Consider the following 4,711-nt stretch of genomic DNA (forward strand, 5'->3'; position numbering starts at 1 on the left):
CACCCGGACGTCGTCCCCGGTGGCGACCAGCATCTTGCGGAAGGTCTCGGCCTCGGCGGCGGCCTGGGCCTCGCCGCGGGCGGCGTCCACGTCGGCGGCGGTCTGGGCGCGGGCCTGGTCGGAGAGGGCGACGGCCTCGGCGCGGGCGGCGGCGACCATGCGCTCCGCCTCGGCGCGGGCGTCCTGGAGCAGCCGCTGGGCCTCCTGCTCGGAGCCGGCCCTGGTCTGCTCGGCCCAGCCGTTGACGTGCTGCTCGGCGGAGCGGCGCAGCTCGGCGAGCTCCTCCTCCAGCTGGCGGCGGCGGGCGGTGAGTTCGGCCTCCAGCCGGGCGGTGCGCTCGGCGGCCTCGGCCATGATCCGCTGGGTGGCGGCCTGGGAGTCGCGCAGCTGGCGCTCGGCGTCGGCGCGCAGCTGCTGGGCCTGCATCTCGGCGGTGCGGAGCATCTGCTCGGCCTGGCCCGAGACGGCGTCGAAGGCGCGCGGCTGGGCGAGCATGCGGCGGGACTCGTGCAGTTTCGCCCGCAGCACCTCCACCTGGTAGGCGAGGTCCTCGGCATGCTCGACTGCCTTGTCCCGCTCCTTCCGAGTCCGACCCATCTCGGCCTCGAACTGGGAGAGGTGATCGTCAGCCTCGTAGCGGTCGTTGCCCCGCACTCCGCGGTCCCATCCATCTCCTGGTCGCGTCCTCGACCCGGCCGGTTCCGGGCTCCGGTATCCCGGGCGCCGGTCCGACTGGCTCCTTGCATCCGCAGCCGGTGGACGTCCCCTGCCATGCCGGGGCCGCCCGCCGCGGTCGTCGGAATCCGGGGCGCGGAAGCGCGGCGATGCCGCGTTCCCCCGTCCGGGTGGACTCCTGGGCGAACTCTTGCCTTGTGGAGAATGGTGACAGATCCGTCTTGCGACTGTTCAGCCGTGCCCGCGTAATGGACTCCCCTTGCGACGGGCCGCCGCCGGAGGGCGGACGGGCCTGTCTTCGGCCGTGCCCGTCGCCTCCGTCCCCCGGAGCCTTCGCGCACCTGGGCATTGTAGTGGGAGCGCACTGCGGGGGAATGGCCGCAGGGGTGTTTTCCGGCTCTTCCCGCCAGGTTACTGACGGGTCATGACCGACGGGCCGTCGGCTGCCGCCGGGGCGCGCGGCGCCCCGGGGCGGGCCGGGAGGGGATCAGTGCTCGTCGTGGGCCTGCTGCGCGGAGGTGACCAGCTCGGTCAGGACGCCGCCGCAGTCCTTGGGGTGCAGGAAGGTGATCCGCGAACCCATCGAGCCGATCCGCGGCTGGTCGTAGAGGACCCGGACGCCCTTGTCCCGGATGGCCTCGGAGTCGCCGTCCACGTCGGCGGTGCCGAAGGCGATGTGGTGCACGCCCTCGCCGTTCTTCTCCAGCCACTTGGCCACGGTGGAGTCGGGCCGGGTGGGCTCCAGCAGCTGGAGGTAGGAGGCGCCGCCGTCGTCGGTGCCGTTGATCCGGAGCATGGCCTCGCGGACCCCCTGCTCCTCGTTGACCTCGGAGTGGAAGACCTCGAAGCCGTAGGTGGCGCGGTAGAACTCGACCGTCTTGTCGAGGTCTCGGCAGGCGATGCCGATGTGGTCGATGCGGGTCAGCACGACGGCCTCCGGTGAGGGGGAGAGTGTGGCGGGGGCAAGGTGCATCAAGTGCAGCGCATGGTCCGCGACGGGCGCCAGTGCCCGGGGTGCGAGCCTGCTCACACGGCGGGCGGTTCACCCGGGGCGGGTCGGCACGGTGTTGACTGGATGGTGCCAGTGCGCTCGATCACACCGTCGCTCCGGTGACGGGCGGGTAACAGGTCAGTACATTGAGCGCATCCTCACCTGGCCACGACGTGCGAAGGGGCCCGTCCCATGACCAACACCACCTCTGTGATCGTTGCCGGTGCGCGGACCCCGATGGGCCGCCTGCTGGGTTCCCTCAAGGGCTTCTCCGGCGCCGACCTCGGCGGCGTCGCGATCAAGGCGGCCCTGGAGCGGGCCGGGATCACCGGCGAGCAGGTCCAGTACGTGATCATGGGCCAGGTGCTCCAGGCCGGCGCCGGCCAGATCCCGGCCCGCCAGGCCGCCGTCAAGGCCGGCATCCCGATGAACGTCCCGGCGCTGACCGTCAACAAGGTCTGCCTCTCCGGCCTCGACGCCATCGCGCTGGCCGACCAGCTGATCCGGGCCGGCGAGTTCGACATCGTGGTGGCCGGCGGCCAGGAGTCGATGACCAACGCCCCGCACCTGCTCCCGAAGTCCCGCGAGGGCTTCAAGTACGGTGCGATCTCGATGCTCGACGCGATGGCCCACGACGGCCTCACCGACGCCTACGAGAACATCCCGATGGGCGAGTCCACCGAGAAGCACAACACCCGCCTGGGCATCCCGCGCGAGGTGCAGGACGAGATCGCCGCCGCCTCCCACCAGCGGGCCGCCAAGGCGCAGGCCGACGGGGTCTTCGACGCCGAGATCGTCCCGGTCGCCATCCCGCAGCGCAAGGGCGAGCCGGTGCTGTTCAGCCAGGACGAGGGCATCCGGGCGGACACCACCGTCGAGGGCCTGGCCAAGCTGCGCCCGGCCTTCGCCAAGGACGGCACGATCACCGCCGGCACCTCCTCGCAGATCTCCGACGGCGCCGCCGCCGTGGTCGTGATGAGCAAGGCCAAGGCCGAGGAGCTGGGCCTGAGCTGGATCGCCGAGATCGGCGCCCACGGCAACGTGGCCGGCCCGGACAACTCGCTGCAGTCGCAGCCGTCCAACGCGATCAAGCACGCGCTGGCCAAGGAGGGCCTGGAGGTCGCCGACCTCGACCTGATCGAGATCAACGAGGCCTTCGCGGCCGTCGCCCACCAGTCCATGAAGGACCTGGGCGTCAGCTCCGACATCGTCAACGTCAACGGCGGCGCCATCGCGCTCGGCCACCCGATCGGGATGTCCGGCGCCCGCGTGGTGCTGACCCTCGCGCTGGAGCTGCAGCGCCGCGGCGGCGGGGTCGGCGCGGCCGCGCTGTGCGGCGGCGGCGGCCAGGGCGACGCGCTGATCGTGCGCGTCCCGAAGGCCTGACCGGCCGATCCGACCCCAGGGCTGCGGACCGCTGTGGCGGCCCGCAGCCCCTCGGCATTCGACGGCATTGCGCAAGGAGCTCCTGATGATCGATGTCGCCACGCTGGTCGGGCAGGCCCGGGAGGGCCGGCCGCGGGCGGTCGCCCGGCTGATCACGCTGGTCGAGAACGCCGCGCCGCAGCTGCGGGAGGCGATGGCCGCGCTCGCGCCGTACACCGGGCGGGCGTACACGGTGGGCCTGACCGGCTCGCCCGGGGTCGGCAAGTCCACCTCCACCTCGGCGCTGGTCTCCGCCTACCGCAGGCTCGGCAAGCGGGTCGGGGTGCTGGCCGTCGACCCGTCCTCGCCGTTCTCCGGCGGGGCGCTGCTGGGCGACCGGGTCCGGATGCAGGACCACGCCACCGACCCCGAGGTGTTCATCCGTTCGATGGCCACCCGCGGCCACCTCGGCGGGCTCTCCTGGGCGGCGCCGCAGGCACTGCGGGTGCTGGACGCGGCCGGCTGCGAGGTGATCCTGGTCGAGACCGTGGGGGTGGGCCAGTCCGAGGTCGAGGTCGCGGCCCAGGCCGACACCACCGTGGTGCTGCTGGCCCCCGGGATGGGCGACGGCATCCAGGCCGCCAAGGCCGGGATCCTGGAGATCGGCGACGTCTTCGTGGTCAACAAGGCCGACCGGGACGGCGCCGACGCCACCGCGCGGGAGCTCAACCACATGCTGGGCCTCGGCGAGGCCCGGGAGGCGGGGGACTGGCGCCCGCCGATCGTCAAGACCGTCGCGGCCCGCGGCGAGGGCGTGGACGAGGTGGTCGAGGCGCTGGAGAAGCACCGCGCCTGGCTGGAGGAGCACGGTGAGCTGGCCGCGCGGCGCCGCCGCCGGGCCGCCGAGGAGATCGAGGCGATCGCGCTCGCCGAACTGCGCGCCCGGATCGGCGACCTGCGCGGGGACCGCCACCTGGCCGTCCTCGCCGAGCGCGTGGCCGAGGGCGCCCTGGACCCGTACGGCGCGGCCGACGAACTGGTCGCCGGGCTGACCGCGAGCTGAGCCCGCCACCCACTCCGTCGCCGCTTCGGCCCAGCGGAAGCAACGACGCCCTTTTCTGCGCAGGAAGTCGGCCGGTCCGACTTCCTGCGCATAACCCGAGAAGGCCGTTGCCTCATCGCAGCTTCCGTTCGCTGCCCCGCCGGACGAGTCCGGTGGGGCAGCGAACTCCACCTGAATGACCCAAAAATCGGGCAGGCCCGCGTGCAGCCACGCGGGCCCGCCCCAACCACTGGGGCCCGCCTACTCGCCCCCTCCACGGACCGTAAAGAAACGGCGGGTCCGGCCAGGTCTGGCCGGGCCCGCCGAATCCCAGAATCTCAGCAGCACCTTCCGCCACCTTGCCGTCTCACATTCCCCTCTTCTGCACAGGAAGTCGATCAGGCCGACTTCCTGTGCAGAAGAGGGGTGCTGGACTACGCCAGCGCCGCTTCGGCCAGGCCGAAGCGGCAACAGGGCAACCAAGATACTCGCCGTTGTTTTTTGCACTTTTTGGGTGGGGTGGGGTGGGGGGGGGGGGTGGGGGGGTGGTAAATTTGGCGACCCCCCCCACAAACACCCCCCCCCCCCCCCCCCCCCCCCCCCCCCCAACAACCGGCGGGGGGGGGGGCCGGGGGGCG

3 protein-coding genes and 1 pseudogene are annotated in these 4,711 nt (G+C 72.7%); 2 read left to right on the forward strand and 2 right to left on the reverse strand.

All coding sequences use genetic code 11. The annotated features are described in order from the left end of the window. A pseudogene (locus AB0E96_RS38270) lies at positions 1-654 on the reverse strand (hypothetical protein); the annotation flags it as partial. A 508-nt stretch (positions 655-1,162) separates the two neighbouring features. Then, positions 1,163-1,603 carry a methylmalonyl-CoA epimerase gene (gene mce, locus AB0E96_RS38275; protein WP_359831027.1) on the reverse strand — a complete coding sequence of 147 codons (441 nt, stop codon included), beginning with the start codon at positions 1,601-1,603 and terminating at the stop codon, positions 1,163-1,165. A 255-nt stretch (positions 1,604-1,858) separates the two neighbouring features. Between mce and AB0E96_RS38280 the strand changes: the two genes are divergently transcribed. After that, positions 1,859-3,052, forward strand: a complete 1,194-nt coding sequence (locus tag AB0E96_RS38280; protein WP_359831024.1) for an acetyl-CoA C-acetyltransferase — start codon at positions 1,859-1,861, stop codon at positions 3,050-3,052. A gap of 85 nt (positions 3,053-3,137) precedes the next feature. Further along, positions 3,138-4,094: a methylmalonyl Co-A mutase-associated GTPase MeaB gene (meaB, locus tag AB0E96_RS38285; protein WP_359831026.1), complete on the forward strand. Its 957-nt coding sequence runs from the start codon at positions 3,138-3,140 to the stop codon at positions 4,092-4,094. Positions 4,095-4,711: the final 617 nt, after the last annotated feature.

It is taken from the genome of Kitasatospora sp. NPDC036755 (genome assembly GCF_040636595.1).
Taxonomy (GTDB): Bacteria; Actinomycetota; Actinomycetes; order Streptomycetales; family Streptomycetaceae; genus Kitasatospora.

Coding starts and splice junctions, on each gene's coding strand:
- AB0E96_RS38280 (WP_359831024.1), top strand. CDS start 1,859: ATGACCAACACCACCTCTGTGATCGTTGCCGGTGCGCGGACCCCGATG.
- meaB (WP_359831026.1), top strand. CDS start 3,138: ATGATCGATGTCGCCACGCTGGTCGGGCAGGCCCGGGAGGGCCGGCCG.